General features: G+C 35.6%; 21 protein-coding genes, 1 tRNA gene and 1 pseudogene. 6 read left to right on the top strand and 17 right to left on the bottom strand.

The window, feature by feature from the left end; all coding sequences use genetic code 11:
• Positions 1 to 5 precede the first annotated feature (5 nt).
• Positions 6 to 500, bottom strand: coding sequence for a peptidylprolyl isomerase B (gene ppiB, locus AB4J89_RS11875; RefSeq protein ID WP_006533972.1), 495 nt, complete (start codon positions 498 to 500; stop codon positions 6 to 8).
• Between the two features lie 375 nt (positions 501 to 875).
• On the opposite strand from ppiB, the gene cysS reads away from it, so the two are divergent.
• Positions 876 to 2,267 carry a cysteine--tRNA ligase gene (gene cysS, locus AB4J89_RS11870; RefSeq protein ID WP_088494799.1) on the top strand — a complete coding sequence of 464 codons (1,392 nt, stop codon included), beginning with the start codon at positions 876 to 878 and terminating at the stop codon, positions 2,265 to 2,267.
• 89 nt (positions 2,268 to 2,356) lie between these two features.
• Here the strand turns inward: cysS and AB4J89_RS11865 are convergent, their stop codons facing one another.
• The 4 genes from AB4J89_RS11865 to folD form a co-directional block, all read right to left on the bottom strand.
• Positions 2,357 to 2,800 carry a hypothetical protein gene (locus AB4J89_RS11865; RefSeq protein ID WP_311755795.1) on the bottom strand — a complete coding sequence of 148 codons (444 nt, stop codon included), beginning with the start codon at positions 2,798 to 2,800 and terminating at the stop codon, positions 2,357 to 2,359.
• 237 nt (positions 2,801 to 3,037) lie between these two features.
• On the bottom strand, positions 3,038 to 3,979 hold the full coding sequence (gene fruK, locus AB4J89_RS11860) for a 1-phosphofructokinase (protein WP_075673946.1): 942 nt from the start codon (positions 3,977 to 3,979) through the stop codon (positions 3,038 to 3,040).
• A gap of 652 nt (positions 3,980 to 4,631) precedes the next feature.
• Entirely contained in the window at positions 4,632 to 4,844 is a 213-nt protein-coding gene (gene ybcJ / locus AB4J89_RS11855; protein ID WP_088494802.1) for a ribosome-associated protein YbcJ, read from the bottom strand.
• A 3-nt stretch (positions 4,845 to 4,847) separates the two neighbouring features.
• Entirely contained in the window at positions 4,848 to 5,720 is an 873-nt protein-coding gene (folD, locus tag AB4J89_RS11850) for a bifunctional methylenetetrahydrofolate dehydrogenase/methenyltetrahydrofolate cyclohydrolase FolD (protein ID WP_311755794.1), read from the bottom strand.
• A gap of 190 nt (positions 5,721 to 5,910) precedes the next feature.
• Here folD and AB4J89_RS11845 point away from each other — a divergent pair.
• A tRNA-Arg gene (locus tag AB4J89_RS11845) sits at positions 5,911 to 5,987 on the top strand.
• A gap of 15 nt (positions 5,988 to 6,002) precedes the next feature.
• Here the strand turns inward: AB4J89_RS11845 and AB4J89_RS11840 are convergent.
• Positions 6,003 to 6,196: pseudogene (locus AB4J89_RS11840) on the bottom strand (integrase); the annotation flags it as partial.
• Between the two features lie 126 nt (positions 6,197 to 6,322).
• Between AB4J89_RS11840 and AB4J89_RS11835 the strand changes: the two are divergent.
• The 3 genes from AB4J89_RS11835 (at position 6,323) to AB4J89_RS11825 (ending at position 8,002) form a co-directional block, all read left to right on the top strand.
• Positions 6,323 to 6,832, top strand: coding sequence for a GNAT family N-acetyltransferase (locus AB4J89_RS11835; RefSeq protein WP_311755783.1), 510 nt, complete (start codon positions 6,323 to 6,325; stop codon positions 6,830 to 6,832).
• A gap of 130 nt (positions 6,833 to 6,962) precedes the next feature.
• Positions 6,963 to 7,337, top strand: a complete 375-nt coding sequence (locus tag AB4J89_RS11830) for a hypothetical protein (protein ID WP_088494805.1) — start codon at positions 6,963 to 6,965, stop codon at positions 7,335 to 7,337.
• 125 nt (positions 7,338 to 7,462) lie between these two features.
• Positions 7,463 to 8,002, top strand: coding sequence for a hypothetical protein (locus AB4J89_RS11825; RefSeq protein WP_368469355.1), 540 nt, complete (start codon positions 7,463 to 7,465; stop codon positions 8,000 to 8,002).
• Positions 8,003 to 8,149: 147 nt separating this feature from the next.
• Here the strand turns inward: AB4J89_RS11825 and AB4J89_RS11820 are convergent, their stop codons facing one another.
• Both AB4J89_RS11820 and AB4J89_RS11815 read right to left on the bottom strand, forming a co-directional pair.
• Entirely contained in the window at positions 8,150 to 8,458 is a 309-nt protein-coding gene (locus AB4J89_RS11820) for a helix-turn-helix transcriptional regulator (protein WP_311755781.1), read from the bottom strand.
• 361 nt (positions 8,459 to 8,819) lie between these two features.
• Complete coding sequence (locus AB4J89_RS11815) at positions 8,820 to 9,329, bottom strand: DUF523 domain-containing protein (RefSeq protein ID WP_088494808.1); 510 nt, start codon at positions 9,327 to 9,329, stop codon at positions 8,820 to 8,822.
• A gap of 199 nt (positions 9,330 to 9,528) precedes the next feature.
• Between AB4J89_RS11815 and AB4J89_RS11810 the strand changes: the two genes are divergently transcribed.
• A complete protein-coding gene (locus tag AB4J89_RS11810) occupies positions 9,529 to 9,948 on the top strand; it encodes a hypothetical protein (RefSeq protein ID WP_368469353.1) in 420 nt (139 codons plus the stop codon).
• 35 nt (positions 9,949 to 9,983) lie between these two features.
• Here the strand turns inward: AB4J89_RS11810 and AB4J89_RS11805 are convergent, their stop codons facing one another.
• The 9 genes from AB4J89_RS11805 to tssH all read right to left on the bottom strand — a co-directional run bounded on the left by AB4J89_RS11805 (position 9,984) and on the right by tssH (position 23,280).
• A complete protein-coding gene (locus tag AB4J89_RS11805) occupies positions 9,984 to 10,637 on the bottom strand; it encodes a hypothetical protein (RefSeq protein WP_311755780.1) in 654 nt (217 codons plus the stop codon).
• Between the two features lie 79 nt (positions 10,638 to 10,716).
• Positions 10,717 to 10,905: a hypothetical protein gene (locus tag AB4J89_RS11800; protein WP_088494812.1), complete on the bottom strand. Its 189-nt coding sequence runs from the start codon at positions 10,903 to 10,905 to the stop codon at positions 10,717 to 10,719.
• 119 nt (positions 10,906 to 11,024) lie between these two features.
• The gene (locus AB4J89_RS11795; RefSeq protein WP_349474019.1) at positions 11,025 to 12,761 is read right to left on the bottom strand and encodes a type VI secretion system baseplate subunit TssF; all 1,737 of its coding nucleotides are present in this window, start codon (positions 12,759 to 12,761) and stop codon (positions 11,025 to 11,027) included.
• 59 nt (positions 12,762 to 12,820) lie between these two features.
• Entirely contained in the window at positions 12,821 to 14,152 is a 1,332-nt protein-coding gene (locus tag AB4J89_RS11790) for a VasL domain-containing protein (RefSeq protein WP_368469350.1), read from the bottom strand.
• A 39-nt stretch (positions 14,153 to 14,191) separates the two neighbouring features.
• A complete protein-coding gene (tssM, locus tag AB4J89_RS11785; RefSeq protein ID WP_368469348.1) occupies positions 14,192 to 17,740 on the bottom strand; it encodes a type VI secretion system membrane subunit TssM in 3,549 nt (1,182 codons plus the stop codon).
• 2 nt (positions 17,741 to 17,742) lie between these two features.
• The gene (tssA, locus tag AB4J89_RS11780) at positions 17,743 to 19,197 is read right to left on the bottom strand and encodes a type VI secretion system protein TssA (RefSeq protein ID WP_368469346.1); all 1,455 of its coding nucleotides are present in this window, start codon (positions 19,195 to 19,197) and stop codon (positions 17,743 to 17,745) included.
• Positions 19,198 to 19,202: 5 nt separating this feature from the next.
• The gene (gene vasI / locus AB4J89_RS11775) at positions 19,203 to 19,853 is read right to left on the bottom strand and encodes a type VI secretion system-associated protein VasI (RefSeq protein WP_368469344.1); all 651 of its coding nucleotides are present in this window, start codon (positions 19,851 to 19,853) and stop codon (positions 19,203 to 19,205) included.
• A complete protein-coding gene (locus tag AB4J89_RS11770; protein ID WP_088494817.1) occupies positions 19,850 to 20,647 on the bottom strand; it encodes a Fis family transcriptional regulator in 798 nt (265 codons plus the stop codon). The genes vasI and AB4J89_RS11770 overlap by 4 nt, the downstream gene beginning before the upstream one ends.
• A complete protein-coding gene (tssH, locus tag AB4J89_RS11765; RefSeq protein WP_368469342.1) occupies positions 20,644 to 23,280 on the bottom strand; it encodes a type VI secretion system ATPase TssH in 2,637 nt (878 codons plus the stop codon). The genes AB4J89_RS11770 and tssH overlap by 4 nt, the downstream gene beginning before the upstream one ends.
• Between the last annotated feature and the right edge of the window lie 5 nt (positions 23,281 to 23,285).

The raw sequence follows: 23,285 nt of genomic DNA, 5'->3' as shown, positions 1-23,285 counted from the left end.
GAGGCTTATTCGCTAACCGTTACACTTTTAATGACGATATCTTCACGAGGAACATCTTGGTGGAAACCGCTACGACCAGTGGAAACCGCTTTAATTTTATCAACAACGTCCATGCCTTCAACAACTTCAGCAAAGACACAATATCCCCAACCATTTGCATTTTCAGCACGGAAGTTTAAGAAATCGTTGTCTGCAACGTTGATAAAGAATTGAGCAGTAGCAGAATGAGGATCGTTTGTACGAGCCATTGCTAATGTACCGCGGTTGTTTGCTAGGCCATTGTTTGCTTCGTTTCTTACAGGTGCTTTGGTCGCTTTTTGGTTCATACCTGGTTCAAAGCCACCACCTTGGATCATAAAACCATTGATGACACGGTGGAAAATAGTGTTATCGTAGAATCCTTCTTTACAGTAGTCTAAAAAATTTTCTACGGTTGCAGGTGCTTTGTCTGCAAATGTATTAATCACGATATCGCCGTAATTGGTATGAAAAGTAACCATATTCAGATCCTAATATAATTTTAGCTTTACCCAGATTTGGGCATAAACAACAGTCCCGTTTTTATATCACAGTTGCCTAATTTAGTCAGTATGCATCTTTTTCTCGCTCTACTTTTTCTTGCCAAATAAATCAGTAATAGAAAGAAAAAACACTTTTCGCCAAAATTTAGCCAAATAATAGAAGTTTGATTGTTCACTATCAACGATTGAACAGTGAAAATAAGCGTTAAGCAGAGTAAGATAAAAGCGCTAATCTTGCGTTTGCTTTGACTGCAAGATCCAATATTCTTATTAATATCATGCTATAGTAGTTGTTATTTTCTTTTATATAAAAACGTAATAAACACGTACAGTTGAAAACGGGAACGTCCACTGATGCTAAAGATTTTTAATACTCTCACTCGCCAAAAAGAAGAATTTAAACCTATCCATGCAGGAAAAATAGGTATGTACGTGTGTGGCATCACTATTTATGACTTATGCCATATTGGTCATGGACGTACATTTGTGGCTTTTGACGCCATAACCCGTTATCTGCGTTACTTAGGATACGATGTTAACTATGTTCGTAACGTAACGGATGTGGATGATAAAATCATCAAACGTGCGATTGAAAATAATGAAACATGTGAGCAATTAACGACTCGTATGTTAGCTGAAATGCATAAAGATTTTGATGCATTAAATATTGCTCGCCCTGATTCAGAGCCGCGTGCAACACATCATATTGCTGAAATTATTGAATTAACAGAAGCGTTAATTAAACGTGGACATGCTTACGTTGCCGACAATGGCGATGTAATGTTTGCGATTGATACCGATCCTGATTATGGCTTACTTTCTCGCCAAGATTTAGAGCAACTACAAGCCGGTGCTCGTGTTGAAGTGGCTAACGTAAAACGCAATCCAATGGATTTCGTCTTATGGAAAATGTCTAAACCGGGTGAACCAAGCTGGGAGTCTCCTTGGGGAGAAGGTCGTCCGGGTTGGCATATCGAATGCTCTGCGATGAATGGTAAAGAATTAGGACATCATTTTGATATTCATGGTGGTGGTTCAGACTTAATGTTCCCTCATCATGAAAATGAGATTGCACAATCAACTTGTGCCCATGATGGTCCTTACGTTAATTACTGGATGCACTCGGGTATGGTGATGGTAGACAAAGAAAAAATGTCTAAATCACTTAATAACTTTTTTACTATTCGTGATGTATTGGCTTATTACGATGCTGAAACCGTGCGTTACTTCTTATTATCAGGCCATTATCGTAGTCAACTTAACTACACTGAAGAAAACTTAAAACAGGCTCGTACTGCATTAGAGCGCCTCTATACTTCATTACGTGGAACTGATGCGAATGCACAGCCTGCGGGTGGCGAAGCGTTTGAAGCGCAATTTATTGATGCAATGAACGATGATTTCAATACACCAGAAGCTTATTCAGTTTTGTTTGATTTAGCGCGTGAAGTGAATCGCCTCAAATCAGTTGATATGAATGCAGCGAATGGCTTAGCGGCAGTGTTACGTAAACTTGCTAAGGTATTAGGCTTATTAGAGCAAGAGCCAGAGTACTTCTTACAAAGTGGCGCTAAAGCGGATGATGCTGGTGAAGTTGAAAAAATTGAATCATTAATTCAACAGCGTAACGATGCTCGTAAAAACAAAGATTGGGCTGCGGCTGATGTTGCTCGTGATGCATTAACAGCGATGGGCATTGTTTTAGAAGATGGTCCTCAAGGAACAGTTTGGCGTCGTAATAATTAATACAATGATTGAGTAATTACACTTAATACATGTTTAATATAAAAATATCGGATATTAAATATCCGATATTTTTTTGTCTGATGATTATTTTATTGATTAATAATACTGGTTTCTCTTTCGCTATCTTTTTGTTTATCTTCAAAATAAGCAATCACATTTTCAGAGAAAAAAAGCCGATGCGTTAAGATAACGATAATAGAAAAAACAACAAAGCCAATTTCTGACATATTTGTCAATGACATCGAAATACTAAGTATAAAAAAGAGTGAAATAGATAAACATACCCATGAGATTTTCAAAAAAGAGTAAGCGTTTTTACTGTTTCTAGCGAGTTTTATCCATGCTGTAACTTGCATTATCATCGTTATAATTAGACACAGCATGATGAACAAACCCACAAGCATTGTTTGACCGCCACCCATTGCCATTGCTAATAAATAAATTGGTGCCCCGGCAACTAATATAAATAAACTGACACCTAAAAATAATACCGAAATAACTTGGATCCATAAAAGTACTATGGGCCTTTCCATAACTTCTCCTAAAAACAGAAATAAGTTTTTATTGGCTTTAGAATATCTTTATTAATTTTTATTAAAGTGAAGTTTATCGAATAAATAGAAAAAATAAAGTTTGATTTAATAATAAACAAATATTAATCAATTAAAGAGATTCTATTTTAGAGTCTTTATAACATAGCGTTAATATATTTAATGAAGGCAGTGGTAATTCTACTTAATATTATTCAATTTACCACTGGGTGTTATTACTTATAATTTTAGAGGGGTTAATTCTACTTCTGCCATCATTTTTGCTAATTGTTCACGATCGTGAATGCCAACATTAGTTTGGCTTACAGCAAGTGCAGAAACAGCAGTAGCAAGACGTAAGGTGTGCTCACTGGTTTGTCGCATCATTAAGCCATAAATTAAACCACCCACCATTGAATCTCCAGCACCAACCGTACTTACAACATCACACTTAGGCGGTTTTGCCATCCATGCACCAGATGCATTTACCCACATAGCACCTTGTTCACCTAATGAAATAACAACATGAGCAATACCTTGCTGACGTAATGTTTGTGCCGCTTGTACAATATCAGAAAGCTCAGGTAAAGGTCTGCCAGCCCAAATCTCTAATTCATGATGATTGGGTTTAACCAACCAAGGGGAGGCTTTTAATCCTGCGACAAAAGCATCTCTGCTACTGTCGAAGATCAAGCACATACATTCGCTACGTAAGCGTGTCATCCATGCAGTGAAATCATTGAGATCAACACTCGGAGGAACACTACCGCTGACACAAATCATATCAAATTGACCCGCCCAACTTAGCGTGTCGTTAACAAAGCGAGTCCAGTCTTGTTTTGTAATTTCAAAACCAGAGAAATTGAAGTCCGTCACTTTGCCATTGGGCTCTGTGAGTTTGACATTAATTCGAGTACGGCCTTCAACCATTTGAAAACGGTTCGCGATACCTGAGTCACTAAACTCTTTTTGGAATCCATCTTGGTTTTCTTTGCCTAAAAAACCGCCAACAGTAACATCAACGCCAAGGCTTTTTAAAACCTTAGCCACATTGATGCCTTTACCCGCAGCATGGAAGCCAGCCGTTTTAACACGATTAACTTCACCAAGTTCAATGGGATTACTTAAACCGACAAGATCATATGCAGGGTTAAGTGTGATGGTTGCTACTCTGCGTTTCATGCTAGTTCCTTACCTTAAATAAAAGAACAGGCATCGATTTTTGCTGTGATTTAGCAAAGACAGAGATACCTTGAGTGGGTAAGCCGAGCATAAAATCTCCTGTTAGATAAAGGGCAAGAAAGGCTTAAATATCACAAAATAACAACTAAAATAGTATCATCGAGCTGAATCGTTTCAAATTATAACCTGTAATTTAGTACAAACAATGTTCTTTTGCCTAATGAAAGTAGAAATAAATTAGATCTAAATCACATTTAGGGGCATTTAAACATGAATAAACGGATAAAAGTATCAATAAAAAGGGTTGTTGCTGAAGTTTTACAGTAATGGTTAAAAAGTGTTATCCATATATAAAATAATAACTTATAGCACTTCTTTTTATCTATTTTTTTATAAAATGTACAATTTGCTGAACAGTGACAGGTAATTATAACCATAGATGGGCTTAAAAATGATGATCTAAATTTAAATATATTAAATTAATTTCTATGGTTTTATTTTAATTCAATGAGTTATGTTGATTTGTCTTTTTAGAATATGACTAAATAAGAAAAAAGAAGAAGAAAATGCAGATTAAAGGTAAAAAAGGATTAAAAAGAAAAAAAGCGAGGCTAAGATAGCGACGCTTTTTCAATATTAATTAATTTGCTGATTATTTGCTGACGCTAACGGAAAACTCACCATAGGTGACCACTTTTCCAGCAACAATTTTACAGCGTTTACGGGTTTCAACTTCACCGTCAACACTCACTAAACCTTCAGCAATGACACTTTTAGCAGAGGCTCCGCTTTCAGTCCAACCTTGAAGTTTTAATAAATCACAAAGCTCGACATAGTCGTGCCCATCTAATTGAAATGTTTCCATCGATTAATTATTTCCTGTTTCAGGGTCGTGGTACTCTTCGCATGCTTGCAAAGTATTTTGAATAAGTGTGGCGACTGTCATTGGACCTACACCACCAGGGACAGGAGAAATCCAGCCCGCACGTTGAGATGCTGCCTCAAAATCAACATCTCCGACAACTTTACCACTTTCGAGACGGTTTATACCGACATCAATCACGATTGCACCCGGTTTAATCCACTCACCAGGAATAAAGTTAGGTTTACCTACCGCCACAACAACTAAATCCGCATGCTCAACATGAAAGCGCAGATCTTTAGTAAAACGGTGAGTAACTGTTGTTGTACAACCCGCAAGTAATAGTTCTAAGCTCATTGGGCGACCAACAATGTTTGATGCACCAATAATAACGGCATTTAAGCCATTCATAGGAATATTACAACGCTCTAGTAGTGTGACAATACCACGAGGTGTGCAAGGGCGTAATTTAGGTGCTCGTTGGCATAGGCGGCCGATATTATAAGGGTGAAAGCCATCCACATCTTTATCAGGATGAATGCGTTCTAAAACCTTAACATTATCAATTCCGGCAGGTAAAGGGAGCTGAACGAGGATACCATCAATGGTGTTGTCTGCATTAAGCTGGTCGATGAGATTTAATAAATCAGCTTCACTGGTAGTATCTGGTAAATCATAAGAGCGAGAAATAAAGCCTACTTCTTCACAAGCGCGGCGTTTACTTCCAACATAAATCTGTGATGCTGGGTTATCACCCACTAAAATAACAGCTAAACCAGGCGCTCGTTTTCCTGCATTAATACGTCGTTTTACTTTTTCTGCAACTTCGCTTCTGATGGTCTGCGCAATCGATTTCCCATCTATAATTCTTGCTGACATCTATACATCCAAATTATTCAATTACGGTATTGGTCTATTTTGTCAGATCAAGAGCAATCTGTCAGTCGAATACTTGCCATATTTTAACCATATAGTTTGATATCGTTGAAAAAGCGTTGACTCTCAGAATGTTGAACGTATAATTCACACCCGTTATCAGCAGTGATTGCTGACGTCTAATCTCTTCTAGGCGCCCTTAGCTCAGTTGGATAGAGCAACGGCCTTCTAAGCCGTAGGTCACAGGTTCGAATCCTGTAGGGCGTACCATTTCAAATCAAGCAGTTATTCTCCTTTAAATTCAACTAGATTTTTTCCTTGTGTCGTATTTGCGTCGTTATCATTAAAACGCCATCAATTTTACGTGTGTATTCTGTTTATTGGTTCGGTGCTAGATGAGCATATCTTCTAACCATTTCGATATTTTCCCTATCCCCTATTTCTTGTAATGCTATTAGCGGAACGTCAGATTGAATCAACTTGTATTTTTCTAATTTGTGGTGCCATTTTTGTTTGTTGTGTTGTACAACTAATTATTAACTCAGATATTAATAATTTAATAAAATAGAACTACATTAATATTATAAAAACCTTACAGGAAAATCATGGTGTTTACCTTAACCAAAATAACTGAAAATGATTGGGATTTTTTCAGAAAGTTATATGCAGATGCTGGGATAATGAGGTTTATTTCTGATCCACTAAATGAACAGCAAATTAAAGATGCCTTTGATAGTCGCCTGCCAGAATGGGATATAGAGTCTTCTCATTGGTTATGCTTTGTGATCCGTAGAAAAGTTGACGGGCTCCCAATGGGGTTAACCGGCTTAGTAATTCTTGATAATGTTGAACCTGTAGCCGAGGTGGGATACATAATCGCGAGTGAATTTTCTGGTATGTCTTTGGCTACTGATTCATTATCTGCCTTATTATCACTACCCGAACTATCTGCTATTTCGCGCTATCAGGCCGTGATCACAAGCGGAAACAATGCATCAGTACGCGTTCTGGAAAAAAATGGATTTACCCTTAAAGAGATCATTAAGGATAATTACACGATTGGCGGAGTTATGTTTGATGACTGTATTTATATGCTGAACAAAAAACTGAGTTAAATCAGCCAATAAATCTTAAAGGTCGCCATATACGATCTTTTTTCGTATATAGTCACCGTAAATCATCTAGTTTAATTACTGCTGAAATAAGGGATGAATTTTATAAAAAATCACAAGGTGATCTTCAAAAATGAAATTACTAGCTATTTTTTCACTCTTATTTTCAACATTCGCAATGGCTGCTAATCAATGCAAGCCTGATGATATTTGTTTATCTTTCAAAACTAGTAAAGATGAGCTTTCTATAGCATGTAAAAATATAGAGTCAGCAGAAATTGACACTCATATACAAGAAAACGATTCCTTGGGAATTAGACTTAAAAATAATACTGGGTTGAGTGGTTTTTCTGTTAAAAATATCGGTCAAATAGCAGATATTAATATCAACGGAGTCAAATATACTCAGGCTGTCATCACATCTCGTATGGATACTTCTATTAGAGTTACGATAACTTCAAACCCTAACTTTCAATTAGTAGGTGATTTGATAAAGTGTGTTAATTAGAGCTGTTAATTAGAGCTGTTAATTAAACATGATACTAGTAACCTTAATATTCTCTAAAAAATCAATTATTTAATTATATTCAATAACATACGGATTTAATAAAAACAGTATAAACGGAATAAAATATGCCTTTACCTAACAGATTGAAACCAATAAAAATAAGTAAAGCTAAACTCAATGAGTTGATCGATTTACTACGGAAGATAACTAATAAAATCGATAATGGTGCAACTGAAGATGATCCTGATATTAAAACCATGATGATAAATTGGAACGCACAAGTAGTAACACCTTGTGAGTTTTCAGATTTTCGTGATTATAATTCTTGGACAAGTGAAAAAGAGTTTACAAAAATAGCGTTTAATCAGGTCAAATATTTAGATGATCTGACTTATGAAGAGTTAATTAATATTGTTGATTTTATATGTTTAGCTGAAGGCAGTGAATCTGAACATTCCTATGCAATGAAATTACTCAAAGTAAACTTCAAATCCTTTTCTTCAGATCTTATTTATTGGCCTGATGAGTATTTTAATATTGAAGAAGTCGATGATTTATCATCAGAAGAAATAGCGGCTTATTTGATGGAAGGATCTAATCGAAAATTATCTAATGCTCCTGAAATTCGATTAAAATATTCAATTACGAAAGATATTAACAATTAATTCTTTATTTTAACAATAAATCAAGCGATTGATTTTATAAATAGATGATGTTTTATTTAAATACAAGAAGATGAAAAGTTGCGATGTTTTTTAACTAAAATAGTTTAAATATTAAATCAGATAGCGCTAAACAATATTATTGTATTTTTATCTAAGATTACGGCGCTTCTTATTTCTTGATATAACAATTTCATTTGATGACAAAGTTGTTTCAGCCCAAGCATTTAGCATTGGTGACATTATTTCGGGTGTAATCAACAAACTTTGTGGCGATATTCCCAATATTAAAGCAATAGCAATAAGCTGATCGACTGTTATCTTAAGATGCCCATTTTCCAAACGCGAGTAGTGCTGCTGACTGATATCAAGCCTTCTTGCCATCTCGATACCTGTTATTTTTAATTGCTTTCTTTTCTGTTTAATTCTCTGACCTACAACAATATTAATTGAACTCATATTAATCCCTCTTTTTAAAAGAGATTACCGTAAAAACACTTAAAGATCGATATGAGCGATCAAAAATAGATTATTAATAGTCATTATCTATCAATTTTTATTTATTAAAAGATTTAAACCGTTTTACCTAAATCAAATAATTAGATAAATTACATTAGTCTTTAGCAGTATTTTTGTTTGTTAATGACGAAATAGGAGTGTTAATTAAGAATAATATGAGCTAATTGGAGATTAGTAAGAATGGAAGGCTCCATTTTGCAGAACCTGTTTGAAACGATGGATGATGATCCGCATCCGATAAGAATAAGTTAATGTTTTTCAAATGGTTATTTGATTAAGCTATTAGCTATTCAGATTTTTATCATAAAATAATATTTTCTTTATCCCAGTTTTCTACCCAATCAATTAATTCATCCAACTGATTTTCAGAAAATACCTTTATACCATGTTGACGTAATAAGGTTGTTGCAACACCTTCACCTTGCTTTGTCACACCAGAGAAATTGCCATCATAGATATATTGGCTACCACAGGTTGGGCTTTTATCGGTTAATAGGGCAACGATACAGTTAGAATCTAAAGCTGTACGCAAAGCAAGCCATGCTGCAAGTTGGTAATGGGCTGTCACATCGTTACCCGTGTTTTCAATCACTTTTGCGCTATTTTGCATAACTTGATAACCATCAGCTTCCAATATTTCAGCCGAGGCTCTAGGTGTTGGCAACCCAGCTGCAAGTTCAGGGCAGTGGATCACTAATCGTTGCTCTTGTTGCCACTGTTCAAGTACTGTATTTAATCGTGCTTTTTCTGTGCCGTTATAACGAACCTTAAATCCCATCAGGCAAGCACTAACGAGTATTTTATTTTTCATATAAATTTAGTGATATTACATCCAATTAATGAGATATGTGTTTTGATAGAATTTATATTCTTGGTTGTTATCGTTCAATGCATTTAGAGGATACAATTCTGTTTAAGCACAAAAAGTCACGGTATTTCAGTATTTATAGAACTATTGTGATAAGGTTTCAAATAGAATATTAATAATACCAAGACAGTAGGAAGAAAATATGAAAAAAGGATATTGGATTACATTATTTCTACTGACTTTATTTACCATTCTTATTTTTTGGGCAATAAAAGATATTAAAAATACAAAAGAAAGAGGTTACACCTACACTAAATATAATATCTTTTCTTATTATCTTAATACATCTTCTGTGATTAAATCAGTACCTAGAATTTCGGATAACTATTTTTTCACTGGTGATGGAATTATTGATAGAGGATTTAGAAACAGTAGTGTGACATTTTGTCTTATTAATGATTGGAATAAGGCGTATCTACAATTAAGAGAGTTTACCGATAAATTAGATTTTCCAGTTTATTATGGAAATCCTAAAGTAAGAGATAACGAACAATATCTTGAGGTTTATAAATATGATAGTTGTTTGCATATAAGTTATTCTGAAAATTATTTTCGATATTAGTGGGTTCTTTTAGTGTTTTAGTTAATTTCATGTGATTATTTAATTATATTGGTAGAATCTAAATTTATTTTTGGTGATGGAATTGGATTGTTAAATACGCTTTGTACTTTCCCCCAGAAACTACTAATAACACCTGATTTTGTCGCTTCATCAGACGACCAATAAGCAATTAAATGAAGAGTAAAAATTAATATCAAGATGGCAAAAACACTTTGAAATCCATTCCATATCCATTTTAATACTTTTATAAATGTTGATGTTTTGGATAGGGAATATTCTTGCATTTTTTCTAGAAGTTCTTTTTTTATATTTGTTCTTGCTATTTTTATTTCTTTTTCAAGTGTTTTTTTATATTGTTTCTCTTTGTATTTTATTACTTGTTGGTGTTGTTCTTTCAAGACATGAATTTCATCACTGTGCTTATTTATTAATCCTTCATCCAATTCCTCCGTTAAAGCTGTCATAATCTTTAACCCTTTCTTTTTGAACTCTTCTAATTGGCCTTTAGTTACTGAAGCATTATGAAATTGCTCTAGATCTTTTTCTACTTCTTCTTCTGACTTATTTGCTTCTCGAAGATCTTGAGCTAATTTATCTTTTTCCATTTTATAGCATGCATAAGCTAAAAGCCCTTGGTAATCATTTTCGTTTTTAACTAATTCACGAAAAACCCATTTTTTAGAATGCACTACTAAATCTCCCCAGAGAAAAGCCCTATCAAAAGGGCTTTAGATATTAATTGTAGTTGGATATTTGCTATGAACGTTATTATTTAATAACAGTAGAGAAAGCTTTTGAAAACATTCTATTTAAATCATCAGTTGAACGTTGCGCTGAGCGCTTTTGAGCTAGCTTCTTAGAGGCTGTGACGCTATTGGGATCGAATGTAGTTCGAGATGCAACAGAAAGGGCTACCGCATAGGCTCTTTCTTTAGCGCTATTATTAACTTTAGCCATTTCTTTTTCTCCTTATTTTTTATTTAGATGAATTCTCACATAAAATAAATTTGTTATCAATAGATGAACACTTAACTCAATATTTTTTTATTTCTCTTTTTATTTGTAGCTTTAAATAATCACAGCAGTGACTTATAACCTTTTAATGGAGATGGTGATAAAAACCATTTTATTTTTTCATTATCTTTAAATTTAATTTTCATTTCTAATAACATATTTTCAGATAAGCAAAATGGAAAGAAATGATAAAGATGAGAAACAAAAATAAAGGCATCGCCCTCATTATCAAAATAATCAGTATCTAGTGTTAATATTAAAGATAAACAACGATGTGGTTTACCCTTTAAAATATAATCATAAGTCTGACTATTTAAATCAATACAGCCATCCAAGGATTTTTTTATTTTTCTTGTAACTTGTTTATCTAGTTCTGAATAAATTAAATAATCACTTAGCATATTTTTTATTGTTGTAATAGACATCAGCATAAAAGCATTAGCACTATAATGTGATAACAAATGCCAATAACACTTATCGTCAACAATAGGTGGAAAACATTCTGATAAAGGTGTGATGTTTTTGAGTAACAGATTATCAGGCATATTTTCACTGTGTGCATTCAGCACACCAATGCTGTTATCTTTATATTTTTCAAAGCCAATATATGTACAGGAAAAATGTAGACTTGGTGGAGAGATAAGTTCCTCGCCTTTATTATCATAGAAATGAACCGTATAGAAGGTTCTTCCGGTGATATCTTTATCTATTGTTAAGGAATAGAAAAGAGAGTTTTGATATTGAGGCAATAGGCGAGATGCTGATGTTAATTCAGTTATTGAATAAAAATGACAATAAATACCACGCTCTTTTTCATGTGGCTCTAATGAAAGCATGATTTCAGATAAACTTGAAAGATAATGGTTATCTGGAATAGGTAGTAAATAAGATGATTTATTCTCTTGAAAATCAAGGATAACTGTATGATCTTTCTCTTTATCAACAGTAGGAATACAGTTAAGTAAAAAACAGTCTTGGCATTGTTCTTCCGTTAATGAAATTTGCTTATTTAAATAAATATTCACTGTAAATTGAGTACTTTTTCCCCAATCTAATTGTTTGATAATCACGGGAATATCTAAGCTAATAAAATGATGAACATGAGGAAGATACAACCCCTCCAATAATTGTTGTGGTGCTTTCGGGGTATTCTCTGATTGTGGAAAAATAGGATAATCTTTACCAATTTGAGAGTTAAAACAAAACGTTGCATTATCACCATGATAACTTTGATCGGCATGTTTTAATTCAATATAGTCAAAATGTTGTGTTAACCCAAGTAACAGCGTATCTGCAATATTCTTGATTGGGCTAAGAAATAAATTTAGCGAGCAAGATTGCATTTGCTCTATATCGCCAAGGTAGGCAAAAGTTAAAGAGATACAACTTTTATTAGGTTGATGTGTCACTTGTTTCTCAATAAGAGAATAAGGCTCGATATATAAATCGCGACAAGTTGAAAAACACTCGTTATTACTGCCTAAAGCACTACTATTTTTAGGAATGTAATAGCTGTAGTTAATTTCTTTATCACAACTGATTTGAATAATTGATGTCGATGGTAATCCTTTTATTGCTTGAGAGCCGAGACGTTGCAATAAAGGGAGTGTAATTTCAGGGAATGCATCATCAATTTTTTCTTGCAAATGAGCTGAAAGAAAGGCAAATCCCTCCATTAAATAGCTGGTTTGAGGATCATCTGGCTCTAAAACTTCCGCTAAATGTGGTTTTTTTTGTGCGTAGGATTTAGCCAGTTTTTGCAGGTATTGCCTTTCTTTTAAATATTTAATTTCGCTCATGTTAATCTAATATCATCCCTTTAATAATAAATAATATCTGCCATGATTTCTGGTTATTTTTAATATGAATAAGGCTTTAATCCTAACTCTTCAGCTTCTTTTTGCAGGAGATAATATCGTGCCAATAATCCATTAATATCTGCATCGAGATTATTAATTAATGCAGGAGAGATAGACTGCTCTTTACTTATTTCTTGTGAAAATGCATATAGCTTATTTTCAATAGGAACAGCTTTATTATGGCTTTTTTGAATTTCATAAATGGCTGTTTTTAAATAAGAAAGGGTAAAGCTTCCTCTGTTACGTTCTTGTTGAACAATCCTATCGGAAAGCTGTTGAATTAATTTATTCGTATCTGACCAACTGCTGTCAATTGGTGCGTTTTCTAATCGTGTAGTAAGGATATTTTGCCATTGTCGTGTTGCGTAAGATTGATCAGCATTATTAGGCCAAAGTTTTTTCGCGACTTCCAACATATGATCTGATTTTCTTAAAGCAAATATAGGAGACTGTTTTTCCATTAAAACAAGGTTATTTGCATATGAACTGATATTCGGTTGATATAACCATTGTGTAATGGCACCTTCAGGTTGAGCGGTAATTGCAGAAAGTTCTTTTTGCATAGGCAGATAAATCGCCATACCAATAGCAATAAAAATAGCACTGCTACTTAATAGTCCAATAAAAAAGCCTTTTTTCGCACTCATTGGTTTTTTCTCAAGCGGCGGATCGTCATATAAAACAACTTCGGCGATAGGGTTAGGTTTAGAAGTATTGTTTTCTTTAAGTTCATCAGATGCACTGATATAGACAATAGGCGGAATTTTAACGGCATTATTACTACTTTTTTGAGTCGAACTTTTTGTATTTTGTTCTAAGGTTTTCGCTGCATTTTGGAAAAACCAAAGTAAATTTTCTAGCTTTGGTAATTTAGGCCAATCTGTATGGGCAAGTTGATCGATAATTAATTGTAGAGCTCTTTCTGATCGATAAATTAAACGTAAATCAGAAGGCGAAAAAGTTAATTGGCGTAATAAAGCTCCCGCTTTGGTATTAAACCAATTTAAAACATCACACCGATGATTGGGTTGAGTCGGCCAAAGATTATCCCACTGACTTACCACTATATTGGCAAGTAATTCACATCCTTCAGTAAAACCATTTAACCCATTTAAATGGAGACGAGCTAGTGCGTAATAACTCCCACTCTGTAAATCAATACCATGGTTTTTAAATAACGTTAGTGAAAGAGATTCAATAAGAGTCCAACTGATCTCAGGTTGAGAAGGATGATTAAGCTTATTAAATTCCGCTTTTAATGCGATAAATTCAGGGATATCTAAAGGAGAGCCTGCAATTTTTATCACAAATTTTTCTTTTGGCGTATTCATGAATAATCCTATCCCCTTATAAATATAAGGGGAAATCAGTTAATAAAGGGTTTCAGGTAATTTGAAGCGAGTAAATAATCCACCAAAGAAAGGATTATTAGATTCATCGATTGTGATCCGATATGTCATATCACCATTATCAAGGGTGAATTTCACATCAAAAGAGTGCGGCTTTATATTAGTAAGTTTGCCACCATTAATGAGTCGCATTTGTGCCCAAGGGCCATTAAATAAAACAGCTCGAGGTGATTTATCGCCAGAAATAGGAACTAAGGTCAGCTTGCTCTCAACATTTGAACGCATTGAATTAGGCCAAACCATATGTACGGTATGGCTTCTGCCGTGTGAATAATCGAGTAATTGCCCATCAAGATTTAAAACACTACGACGCTTATTACCGGTAAGAGAAAGCGCTTCAATAGCAAATTGCGCTTCTAAATTGCCTTGTGCATTAAAGAATGTATTTCTAATTCGATTTGCAATGTCGAGTTGTTCTAACACATCCGGACGAATAAGTGATTGACCATCACTATTTTCAATCAGGTTGTTTTCAACAAAAAGGCGTAGATTTTGCTGATAGAAGCTATCTAATGTGCCGTTTGGTTTGAAAAAGCGTTCAAACTCGCTTAAAGGGACATCTTGTGTCGTTGCTGCATTAAACGGATAGCGACCTACAATGTAGGTATGATATTGCTTAACAACGGTTTCATTCCACTCAACTTCCATGTAGCGGATAGCTTCTTTTTGTACAACATTCCACGCTTGATCTGCTAATTGTCCTACCCAACGATTCATTGGCTCAGGCAATGTTTTAGCTGATTGAGATAATTCAAAAATAATGTCGCGATTATTATCCTCAAGGCGAGAAGTTACCGCCTTTAATGCCGCTTTACCCGGCACAGGTGAATTATAAATACCTAATAAATAACGATGCAGTTCATTTAATTTTTGATTGAGGTTCTGTAAATTCTCACCATTATTGCTGACAAGAATTTCAGTTTGAGGTGCAAATTCTTTATCTAATCGTGTGAGTAATTTATATTTCAATTCATCCATTAATGCCTTTTGATCAGCAATTGGTAGTGAACTGTCTATTTTCGGTAATGTTGTATTATCTCTTAATACTTGCAATGCACGACGGATGGGTTGTTCACCGCTAATAATCTGCTCTAATGCATTAATTTCATCTTGTAGTGATTCAAATTCTCTTATTTCAAGATTACTCATAGCTGCACGCCATTGAGCCGTATAATCATTTAGATATTGTTCGGTGATTTGACGTTGGATCTCTTTTCTATCACTTTCACTGTATCGGGTATTTGTACTTAAATTTAATACCCATGCATCCAAAAAGGTCAGATCTACCAGCTCATCATTATGTTGAGTAAAGTAGTTTGTTAGCCCATACAGCGTTAGAAGCTGAGGCATTTGAAGTTTATCTTCATTAATAGCGGTAAAAATAGAGTCAAAGCTAGGGCCAACTTGATGACGTATATTTAATGGTGATGAGAGAACTTGGTTCGCTTTAAGGCGCAAGGTTTGATAAACACGTTGATAAAGCGGTAAACGACTTAACTCTTTTTGCGCTGTATCGATTGGCTGAGTAAATGGTGTAAAAGCATTAATAGCAGTTACTTCACCTGCCTTACGTTGAGTTTGCCAATCGGTATGTTTTAATGCGTATTGTAAATGTGACATTAATTGAGATTGAATATCTCTCTGTCCTGTAAATAAGCGACTCCAATAATTAGCCATGAAGTTTTCAACAATCTCATTATTACGCCCACTCTTATCTTCAAGCATGCGCATAATGCGTAATATCTCTAGCTTTTCCTCACTACCAGCTGGTGCTTTTTTCAATTCAGTCAGTAAAGAATTCATTATTGAAGGCAGATAATGTTCTGTTATCAATTGGAGATAAACATTTTCGACATAAGGGCCGACATTCTTTCCTTGGTATAACCCTAGGTCAGAAAACGTGTCACTTTTCTCGCGATAATTACCGTAAGCTAATGTGGCATCTAATAATGGGTTTAATACCGCAAGCTGCTCTTTTCCTGCGGTATTAGTGGTAATGGTCGCTTCTGAAGAGCGAAATGATTTCACTTCATTAAGTACATTTTCGCCAGATTGGTAATTTTTACTGTAATAATGGCTCCAGCCATTCCATAAAGCGATAATACCAACAACACTAATAGCGGAAGCTAATAGAACTCTTCTACGATGTTTTTTAAGCCAAAATTGACTTTCAGCAGCAAGATTTGGCTCTGATAACAAAACATCTTGAAAAAGTGATTGCGTAAAATAGCTATGAGTTTCTGCAATAGGCCAAGTGGCTAATGGTGCTGTTGGTAAATGATATTGAACCGATGCCGTTTGACTAAAGATATTATCAACCTGACCAACTTGTGTTGCTGAAGTGAGATATATCCCTCTTAATTGTATATCTTGTTCTTTATTACTGGACGTTAATGCATTAAGTAGGCTAATAACGTTAGTTTTTAGCCCTTGAATTTGTCGAATAAAACTAAATAACTTAGTACGTTGGCTTTCATCAACGCGATTGAGCATCATCTCAGGAAGGGCGCTATTCATTTGGCTTACCCACTGCTCCCAAAATGCATTAAGATCTTTTTCCCAATTATTTTCGCTATTTAATCGGAATGTCACACCCAATATTTCATCACGCTGTTTAGCTTCTAGTGACTGAAACATAGCGTCAAATCCCTGTAATAAATCGAGCTTTGTAAACACAACATAAATAGGTAATTGACTATTAAAAGCGATGCGGATTTCTTGTAACCGCATATGCAATGAAGCAATAAACTGGCTATTTTTCTCTTTATCGTTTGTCAGTAGTTGTAATGTATCAATAGTAAGAATAATGCCATTCATTGGCTGACGAGAGCGATGTTCATTTAACCAGACTAATAACTCATTCCATAATCGGTGATAAAGTTTCGGCTTTTCTAAAATAAGATTGGGTTGTGTAATTAACTTACCTTCTGGCATTAATAATATGGCTTGGTCTGCCAATAACATTTTTATATGCAACGGTAATTTTTGCTCACTGACAATATTTTCAATAGGCGCAATATCTAACGTATTGAGGCTATTTTTTAATAATGTGTTTTTACCACTTTCATCAGTACCTAGCACAAAATACCAAGGCTTTTGATAAAGCGCATTGGTATGCCCATTTTGATGTTTAATAAATTGCGATTTCCAATAATTTAAATAACGGTTCTGATGTTCAATATCATTAAGTACAGGATCGACAATTGCGAGTTCAACATCTAATTTCAGACCTTCAAGTTTTCTCACACGAAGCCATGTTGCAATACCAACCCAACTGACAACAACTAAAATAGTAATAACTGTCGCTAGCCAGCGCGCACTGAGCGATCTTAATGGGTAATCTCCTTTAAATTCATAATTAGCTCCCCACCACCAAATCCAAATGACAAATAGAGCTGGAATTAAGGCAATAAAAAGTAAAAACAAGGATTTAATTTTTGATTTATCAGCAAAGAAAATTTTTTTTATAAAATCCGTTATTTTCTTTCCAGAAAGAAATGACCAATTCATTATTATTCCCTATGAGAAGACAAGTTTTGTTGATGTTCCGCTTTTGATGCTAATTGATTTAATAAATTGGGTTCCCACTCTGATAATGAATATCGAAGCGCATCTTGATAAAGCTGATTAAAATAAACATTTGCGATGGAACTCATCTTTGACGCTTCAAATAGTTGTGCTGAGAGTAACTGCAAATAAAACCGCTGGCGGGGTTCTGTTGTGATTGAAATAGCGTTATCAATCATCAATAACGCGGCATTAAGACCTTCTTGTTCAAAGCAGGTCATAATTTCTTGTTGTTCACTTTGTAGCGATAACGCAGGGCTCGCTTTATTATTTGTTTTGTTTTCTAAGCTATTTAGCCATTGATGAGTTTCTTCTGAAATAAAGAGCGTCATATCAGAGAAATAGAGATGGTTAAGCTGAGGTAATCTGGTTAAAAACAGTGAAAGCTCTTGAGCAATCGCTGATGAAATAGAAGTTAGCCCTAATGATTGAGCGGCTTGAGCTGCAAGATAGTGACCATCTAACCAGTAAGGAGCCAACGTTAAGCTCTGTTCAATTTCATTGAGTAAAGTGAGTGTTGGTTGCATAAGTTGCGCTTTGTAATCGGTCACTCTATCTATTGCCACTGCCGCTAGAGGCGTTTTACCTTGCTTATCGCTCATCGGAAGTGTTTGAATATTATGCCAAATAGCATATCGGCGTAGGCGATAACCAACCGCATCATTAGGGGCTTGTTCACAAAGAATGCCAGCGACTTTTAATAGTGTCTGCTTCCATTGGCGATCATCACTTTGATTAATTTCAACGTGAGGTTGCTCTGCCTGTGAAGTTGCGCTTACTGGTGTTTGAGGTGTTTTTTTTATTTCATTAACTGGTTCTGCTTTTACACTTTCTTCAACCGTAATAGTCGATTCTTGTGTATTTTCTATATGTTGATACGCTCGGCTTAATTCATCCATTTGTGTAGATAAACTAGGCTGATTGGTGTGCCAAAATTGTGCTAAATAGGCGAATTCACCCAAAATATCATCACGTTGTTCAGATGTGGCTTGCTGACAAAAACTGTTTTTGACTGATTCAAAACGTTTAATAATTTGTTGTGCTAATCGTAGTTTTAAACGTGGATTACTAGGATAACTGTTATCCCAATAATGTTGCATATAGGCGCTGGCAACCGTGGCAGCAATAACTAGCTCTTCAGGGACAGCAGCATGTTGCAGTGTTCTTAGAAAATGCACCAATAGACGAAAGTCTTTGGTTTGTGTTGCGAATAGTTGTAATGCACGACGTTGAAGATCATCAATATCTAAAGTGCTATGGCTTAGTGAGCCAAATTTTATCATTTCATTTTCGATATATTCCCAGTCGGCACTATTTTCATCAAGCTGGCTACTTATTTTAGCCTCATCCAAAGGTGCTAAAAGTTGTTCTCGCCATGTACAAAGCGTTTTTGTTGTCATTTTTATCACCAATGACAGGCGGAACGCAGAGGTTTTATCTCTTCGTTAATGCCTGAAATATTAAAGGTTAATTTCTCATCATTCGCTAATTTGATGGTTAGTTTTGTGCTGGAAAGTAGTTGTTTGATTTCATCAATACCGGGTATGCCACGACTTGCTTCAAGCAAATAACCGTCTTCTCGTAGAAACCATTCACTACTTAGTTGAGTTTTGTCCGTGATGAGTTGGATGTTTCCTACAGTTTGTTTTTTGGGTAACGCAATTTGCATACGAGTAATGTTGTCGATACAACTGAGCATTAAAATAGGGCGAGGTGGCTGATATCCCATGGCTGGGATCGTCATAATGACGGGATAAGTTCCTTTGTTATTGGCTGTCACCATAAATCCCGCTGTATAGTTTTCACGCTTCATTTCATGCTCTACTGCTAAGCGCCAAATATCGCCCATCGCACTGATATCAAAAGTAGAAGTTTGTTTGTTCTCAATATTAATTTGGTCATAACAAGATAAACGAATAAGTTGAGATACCTCTTCTCGACATTGAGAGAGCGCTTGTTCAGTAAGATTAACTTCATCCTTTTGCGCTTGTGCAAAGGCGTTGTTGAGTAAACAGAAAGCCAGAAAAATGAGATAAATAATCCGTGAATAAATCATTCAAGACATCCATATTTTTTTAATTTATATAGAAGAGATCGCTTTGAAATATTTAAGTTTTCAGCAATTAAATTGAGATCGTCATTACTGCTTTCTTGTTGATAACGCAGAATTGACGCTTCATAGCGTTCAGTGGCTAAAGTAAGATCGTTCACCTCAGCGAAAGAGTGCACGGGTGCTCGCGTTGAAGTTAAATTCGATATGGATAATGAACGTAACGTCTGATTAATTTTCTCTTCTTTTTCTTGTTGTAATTTCAATAGATATTGCAGATCAGCAATTTTTTGTTGTGATTGAGAAAACGCCAAAATACTTTTTAATTGATGGTGAAAAATATTGCAGTAAATAGAGAAGATCCCTTGCTCATAAACGGTTTCATCGAGATCTTGCCCTAACATAATAATTAACCCACAAGGTTTATTATTCAGATCAGTAAAAGGAATACTAAACAACCCGCAATGCACAGGTTGTTTGGCGATAAACTGCTGTAAGGCGTGATCGCTAATATAACTGCCTTGCTTTAGATCATTCCAAAGTACAGATTGTGGTTGTGATAGAAGCTGGATCAAGGGATGATCCGCTTCCGTAATATCGACATCCAAATGTTTTTTCTCTACTTTCTCACTAAGATCAATGCTCCAGCTCTCTAAGCGATTCTCTGATTTATTAATCATTGAAACAATGAGTGCGCTAAATGGACTGCGAGGCATACTAAGCTCAAGAAATTGGCTGATCAGTGAGTCCACATCTAAACAAGTTAAGAGAGAGAGCGCATTTTTCAGTCTGTGCTTCATAGTTCTACATTTACCTCTGCAATAAATTGGTTATCTTGCGTTGATAACCGTATCGTCCTGATATCTTCATTCCGTGCGCTGTGTTGCAAGAGAAGAAGTGAAAGAGGAGGGAGTAGAGCACCATCAATAATAGATTCTAAAATTCTTGCGCCATTTTCTGCTCGTGAAGCACGTTGCAATATCTCATCTGAAACAGTGTCTTCTAGCCTGATTTCTGCATGAAAACGTTGTGTAAGTAGTTCAGTTAAGCGTGTTAGTTTGTAAGTAATAATCTCTTGGAGAATAGCCTGCGTTAACGGTAAAAACGGAATAACTTCCATACGTGCTAAAAGAGCAGGTTTAAAGAAAGTGGTTAATTCTGGGTAGAGGGCATCATGCAACTCATCCGGTTTATCGGCATGAGCCATAATGATGTGATCACCCAAGTTAGAGGTTAAGAAGAAGGCGATATTTTTACAGTCAATAATACGGCCTTCTCCATCGGCTAATTCTCCTTTATCAAAGGCTTGATAAAACAGGTTTAAAACATCGGGATGGGCTTTTTCTACTTCATCAAGTAATACAACAGAATAAGGCTTTTTACGGATAGCTTCTGTTAATACTCCGCCTTCGCCATAACCTACATAACCTGGAGGTGAGCCAATTAGGCGAGAAACCGTGTGTTTTTCCTGAAATTCAGACATGTTGATCGTGGTTAAATACTGTGTTCCACCAAACATTAACTGAGCAATTTGAATAACAGTTTCTGTTTTACCGACACCACTTGGTCCTGCTAACAAGAATGCACCAAGAGGACGACCAGAACGGCGGAGATCGGCGCGCGCTGTCAGTAAGTGTTTATGAAGATGCTTAATAGCAAGTGTTTGCCCTTTGATGCTTTGTTCAAGATAGGTCGGAAGCTCTGTCACCACTAATAATGCATCTTGTGATAAGCGATTAAGAGGTACGCCTGTCCATTCAGCAATAACGGCAGCGATTTGTTTTTTATCTACATGAGGAGAGACTAATAGAGAGTGTTGATGTAATTCAGTTAACTCTTCATTTAGAGCATTTAATCGAGATTTTAGTTCATCACTGTTATTTTCAATACTTTCAGTGTTTGTCTCTTCTTCAAGTGATTTAGTCAATGCTGATAATAAAGTTGATCGTAATTCAATAATTTCACGAACAATATTTTTCTGTTTTTCCCACGCCTGTTGAAGCACTTCAATTTGTGTTTCAATCTCAATAGACTGATTGTCTAATATCGCCAAGCGCTCTGAATGATCTTTTAAACCTAATTGTTGTTCACGAATTAATACATCTCGCTCCATCTTGATTTGATGGCGTTGCGTTTTTAATGCTGATAGCTGTTTAGGTGGAGTTGAAAGATTGATAGCAGCACGAGCACAAGCGGTATCAAGTACATCAATGGCTTTATCTGGAAGTTGGCGACCAGAAAGATAACGTTCACTTAATTGTGCTGATGCACAGAGCGCCTCATCATCAATAAAAACTTGGTGCGCTTTTTCATAGATAGAGCGTAACCCGCGCATAATAATAATAGCTTCATCGGCAGTAGGCTCTTTCACTTGAACAAGTTGGAAGCGACGCGCTAATGCGGCATCTTTCTCAAAGTATTTTTTGTATTCGCTCCAAGTGGTTGCTGCGATAGTACTTAATTCACCACGAGCTAATGCAGGTTTTAGCAAATTGGAGATATCTAAGCCACCTTGCTGATTTCCTGCACCAATCAAGGTATGAGCTTCATCAATAAATAAAATAATAGGAGTCGGTGATTGTGCCACTTCTTGCATAATACCTTTAAAGCGTTTTTCAAATTCACCTTTAACGGCGGCACCAGCTTGAAGAGCGCCTAAATCCAATGTTAATAACTCACATTCTTTGAGTTTTTCAGGAATTTCGCCAGCGATAATACGTAAGGCTAACCCTTCAATTAAGGCACTTTTACCGACACCGGCTTCACCGACAACCACGGGGTTGTTTTTACGACGACGGCAGAGAATATCAATCATTAAGTCAATTTCATGATCACGACATAAAACTGGATCTAGCTGGTTATCTCTTGCTTGTTGCGTCATATTTTGTGTAAAACGCGCAAGCATAGAGTCCGATTGAACATGACTATTGGATGATTTATTAGCTTCTGCTATTGGTGCTTCTGCTGATGTCAGCGTCCACTCATCAAAGTTGAGTTTGAGTTGTTCCCGATTGATTTGAGAGAGTAATTCGACTGCTGATTTAGACAAATAGCGATGAGGCATTTGCAATAAAGTGAGTAATAACGCGCCTGAACGTAATTCGTTATGACTAAGCTCTGCTGAAGCCAATAACCAACTATCTTTAAGCCATTCCACTAATAGTGGGGAAAAGCTTGGATAACTTTGTGTCACGCTTTGGTGCTGTACAGAGTTAAGATCTAAAAGCGCTGTTAATTCAGTTGGATTGATATCAACTTTATTAAAAATAGTGCGGATATCCGTTAGTGGTGTTTCCAGCAGTTGTTGTAAAAATTGGTCTACTGTAATTTCAAGTTGCTGGTGGCTTACACAAAACGCAGCCGCATTTTCTAAAGCGTGTTTAGCAATAGGGTGAAGTCTATTAACTAATGTTGAGAGATCAATCTGGATCATAAGGG

The organism is Proteus sp. STS61-E (genome assembly GCF_040932335.1).
In the GTDB taxonomy this organism is placed as follows: domain Bacteria; phylum Pseudomonadota; class Gammaproteobacteria; order Enterobacterales; family Enterobacteriaceae; genus Proteus; species Proteus mirabilis_B.
This window is presented reverse-complemented; position numbering and strand designations above follow the sequence as displayed.

Bases quoted from the DNA above. Each gene is read 5' to 3' on its own strand.
- AB4J89_RS11815 (WP_088494808.1), bottom strand. From the start codon at position 9,329: ATGAAAAATAAAATACTCGTTAGTGCTTGCCTGATGGGATTTAAGGTT.
- ppiB (WP_006533972.1), bottom strand. From the start codon at position 500: ATGGTTACTTTTCATACCAATTACGGCGATATCGTGATTAATACATTT.
- AB4J89_RS11820 (WP_311755781.1), bottom strand. From the start codon at position 8,458: ATGAGTTCAATTAATATTGTTGTAGGTCAGAGAATTAAACAGAAAAGA.
- AB4J89_RS11830 (WP_088494805.1), top strand. From the start codon at position 6,963: ATGAAATTACTAGCTATTTTTTCACTCTTATTTTCAACATTCGCAATG.
- AB4J89_RS11835 (WP_311755783.1), top strand. From the start codon at position 6,323: ATGGTGTTTACCTTAACCAAAATAACTGAAAATGATTGGGATTTTTTC.
- tssM (WP_368469348.1), bottom strand. From the start codon at position 17,740: ATGAATTGGTCATTTCTTTCTGGAAAGAAAATAACGGATTTTATAAAA.
- folD (WP_311755794.1), bottom strand. From the start codon at position 5,720: ATGTCAGCAAGAATTATAGATGGGAAATCGATTGCGCAGACCATCAGA.
- AB4J89_RS11800 (WP_088494812.1), bottom strand. From the start codon at position 10,905: ATGGCTAAAGTTAATAATAGCGCTAAAGAAAGAGCCTATGCGGTAGCC.
- ybcJ (WP_088494802.1), bottom strand. From the start codon at position 4,844: ATGGAAACATTTCAATTAGATGGGCACGACTATGTCGAGCTTTGTGAT.
- tssH (WP_368469342.1), bottom strand. From the start codon at position 23,280: ATGATCCAGATTGATCTCTCAACATTAGTTAATAGACTTCACCCTATT.
- AB4J89_RS11810 (WP_368469353.1), top strand. From the start codon at position 9,529: ATGAAAAAAGGATATTGGATTACATTATTTCTACTGACTTTATTTACC.
- AB4J89_RS11770 (WP_088494817.1), bottom strand. From the start codon at position 20,647: ATGAAGCACAGACTGAAAAATGCGCTCTCTCTCTTAACTTGTTTAGAT.
- fruK (WP_075673946.1), bottom strand. From the start codon at position 3,979: ATGAAACGCAGAGTAGCAACCATCACACTTAACCCTGCATATGATCTT.
- tssA (WP_368469346.1), bottom strand. From the start codon at position 19,197: ATGACAACAAAAACGCTTTGTACATGGCGAGAACAACTTTTAGCACCT.
- cysS (WP_088494799.1), top strand. From the start codon at position 876: ATGCTAAAGATTTTTAATACTCTCACTCGCCAAAAAGAAGAATTTAAA.
- AB4J89_RS11825 (WP_368469355.1), top strand. From the start codon at position 7,463: ATGCCTTTACCTAACAGATTGAAACCAATAAAAATAAGTAAAGCTAAA.
- vasI (WP_368469344.1), bottom strand. From the start codon at position 19,853: ATGATTTATTCACGGATTATTTATCTCATTTTTCTGGCTTTCTGTTTA.
- AB4J89_RS11790 (WP_368469350.1), bottom strand. From the start codon at position 14,152: ATGAATACGCCAAAAGAAAAATTTGTGATAAAAATTGCAGGCTCTCCT.
- AB4J89_RS11795 (WP_349474019.1), bottom strand. From the start codon at position 12,761: ATGAGCGAAATTAAATATTTAAAAGAAAGGCAATACCTGCAAAAACTG.
- AB4J89_RS11865 (WP_311755795.1), bottom strand. From the start codon at position 2,800: ATGGAAAGGCCCATAGTACTTTTATGGATCCAAGTTATTTCGGTATTA.